This window comes from uncultured Amnibacterium sp., assembly GCF_964245895.1.
Lineage (GTDB): Bacteria > Actinomycetota > Actinomycetes > Actinomycetales > Microbacteriaceae > Amnibacterium.
Window position 1 is genome coordinate 1 of record NZ_CAXTOQ010000257.1, and the last position, 2,622, is coordinate 2,622.

Annotated in this window: 3 protein-coding genes; 2 read left to right on the top strand and 1 reads right to left on the bottom strand. The window is 72.0% G+C overall.

The genetic code is table 11. The annotated features are described in order from the left end of the window. Window positions 1-81: 81 nt before the first annotated feature. Window positions 82-996 carry an ABC transporter permease gene (locus ACFE60_RS18705; protein WP_375390354.1) on the top strand — a complete coding sequence of 305 codons (915 nt, stop codon included), beginning with the start codon at window positions 82-84 and terminating at the stop codon, window positions 994-996. A 14-nt stretch (window positions 997-1,010) separates the two neighbouring features. Next, window positions 1,011-1,274, top strand: a complete 264-nt coding sequence (locus ACFE60_RS18710; protein ID WP_375390355.1) for a DUF1232 domain-containing protein — start codon at window positions 1,011-1,013, stop codon at window positions 1,272-1,274. Between the two features lie 313 nt (window positions 1,275-1,587). On the opposite strand, the gene ACFE60_RS18715 is transcribed toward ACFE60_RS18710, so the two are convergent. Further along, the coding region (locus ACFE60_RS18715; RefSeq protein WP_375390356.1) for an amidohydrolase at window positions 1,588-2,622 on the bottom strand (1,035 nt) is incomplete at its 5' end.

The following is a 2,622-nucleotide window of genomic DNA, read 5'->3' on the forward strand; positions in this document are numbered from 1 at the left end:
CGTCGTCTTCGGCCTGCTGTTCCGGCTCGTGAAGCTGATCGTGGACCGGTACGAGCACATCCCGGTGCTGGAGGGGAACGCATGACCGCCGTCGCCGCACCCGCGTCCACGACCGCCCCCGCGCCGGCCCCGGTCGGCCGCAGGCGCCGGGCCGACGCCGGCACGGTGCTGCTCGGCGTCTGGGGGGTGCTGGGCTTCCTGTTCCTGTTCTTCCCGGTGCTCGTCATCGTCGCCTACTCGTTCAACGAGGGCCGGCTGCTGCAGTCGTACCGGGGCTTCGGCCTCGGCGCATACGAGGACGCGCTCGCGAACTCCGCCATCACCAGCGGCGTGCAGGTGTCGATCTACGTCGGGATCTTCTCCGCCCTCGTCGCCGCGGTGCTCGGCTCCCTCGCGGGCGTCGCCGTCGCGCGGCGGGCCGGCGCGCGCTGGATCGGCTGGCTGACCGCGCTGCTCGGGCTCGTGATGGTCACCCCCGAGATCGTGAACGCGGTCTCGCTGCTGCCCTGGTTCGTCACCCTCGGCACCGACTGGGGCTTCGCGCCGCTGAACTCCGGCATCGTGCGGCTGATCGTGGCGCACTCGCTGTTCTCCTGCGCGGTCGTGACCTTCATCGTCCGGGCCCGCATGGCCGGGCTGTCGGAGTCCCTGGAGGAGGCCGCCGCCGACCTCGGGGCGCCGCCGATCCGCCGCTTCTTCGACATCACGTTCCCGCTGATGCGGCCGGCCGTCATCTCCGGCGCGCTGCTCTCGTTCACGCTGAGCCTCGACAACACGGTGCTGTCCAGCTTCGTCTCGACCGCGGACGCGACCCCGTTCCCGGTCTACGTGTTCGCGTCGGTCCGGTCGTCGCTGCGGCCCGCGATCGCGGCGATGTCGACGCTGATGCTGCTGCTGACGCTCGTCGCGCTCGCCCTCGTCGCGGTCGTGCTGATCACCTCCCGCCGGCGCACCGGCGAGGGCATGAGCCTCGCCAGCACCCTCGCCGGCGGCTGACCTTCAACGGGGGCATGACGGTTCGCGGATCCGCAGTTCCGAGGCGACACGCCGCGGCGGAGGCCTTCGGAGACGGCGTGTCGACCGAGAACTGCGGATCCGCGAACCATTCTTCGTCCGCGTGTCGAGGGTGGCCGTCACCGCTCGACGTGATCCCGGACCCGATCCCCGGTCTCGGACTCAGCGACGATGCGGCAGTCGTCGTTGCAGCAGTCATCGTGATCGTCCGCCTCCTGATGTCCCGCGCCGCTCAGCGGAGGGCCTCGACGCAGGCCTGAATCGATGATCGTGGTCCTCGCTCAGGTCCGTCCGGACCGATTCACGCATCACAGAGGGTGGGCCGTCAGGGGAATCCGCAGGTCCACGGACCTGCCTTCCCGAGATCCGCACGTTGCGTGCCGTGTTCAGGAAGAGGTATCCGGATCAGGACGGAAGGCGGCATTCGCTCCCGATCCAGGGACCATTCCCTGCGGACGTGACGCCGGCGGACCCGCGCGCATCGACGGCGTCCCTCCTTCAGGACCGGGTGCGGCTTCCGCTCCTGCATCACGGACGGCGTCCCGCTCCGCGTCCTGGATCCGTCCGCGAACTTCAGGCGGTGAAGACGACCTCGCCGCGGACGACCGTCGCCACCACCGACGCGGCGCCGATCTCGGCCGCCGGGGCCGCGGTGATGTCCCGGTCCAGGATCGTGAGGTCGCCCTCCAGGCCGACGGCGAGCCGGCCCGCCCGGTGCTCGTCGTGGTTCACGAACGCGGTGCCGGCCGTCGCGGCCGTGATCGCGTCGCCGAGCGAGAGCGCCTGCTCGCCCCACAGCGGCTCGGCCGGAGGAGCGCCGAACAGCGCGCGGTTCACCGCGACGTGGATGATCTGCAGGGGGTCGGCGGTGGTCACGGACCAGTCGCTGCCGAACGCGAGCGTCGCGCCCGCGCGGGCGAGGGCGCCGAACGGGTACTGCCAGCGTGCCCGCTCCGCCCCGAGGAACGGGATGCAGAGGTCGTCCATCTGCGGCTCGTGCGTCGCCCAGTAAGGCTGCGCGTTCGCCACGACCCCCAGCTGCGCGAACCGCGGGACGTCGTCCGGGTGCACGACCTGGATGTGCGCCAGGTGGTGCCGGGCGTCCCGCGCGCCGTTGGCGGCCTGCGCCGCCTCGATCGCGTCGAGCGCCTCCCGCACGGCCCGGTCGCCGATCGTGTGCACGTGCAGCTGGAAGCCCTCCGCGTCCAGCGCGATCGCCGCCTCCCGCAGCAGCGACGGATCGACGAAGCTCTTGCCCGTCTCGCCGCTCTCGTGGCCGTGCGCGTCGAGGTACGGGGTCAGCATCGCCGCGGTGAAGTTCTCGGGGATCCCGTCCTGCATGATCTTCACGCTCGTCGCGCGGAACCGCTCCCGCCCCGCGGCGAGCGCGCGGCGCTGCACCAGCTCGGGCACCTGCTCGAGCCCGCGATCGCGCTCCCACCACAGCGCGCCGACGACGTGCGCGACGATCGCGCCGCGGTCGGCGAGCCGGAGGGAGGAGGCGAGCAGGTCGGGCAGGCCGTGGACGACGCCGATCATCGCGTCCTGCCAGCCGGTGATGCCCCAGGCGAGCAGCCGCCGCTGGGCGACCAGGAACGCCTCGTCGAT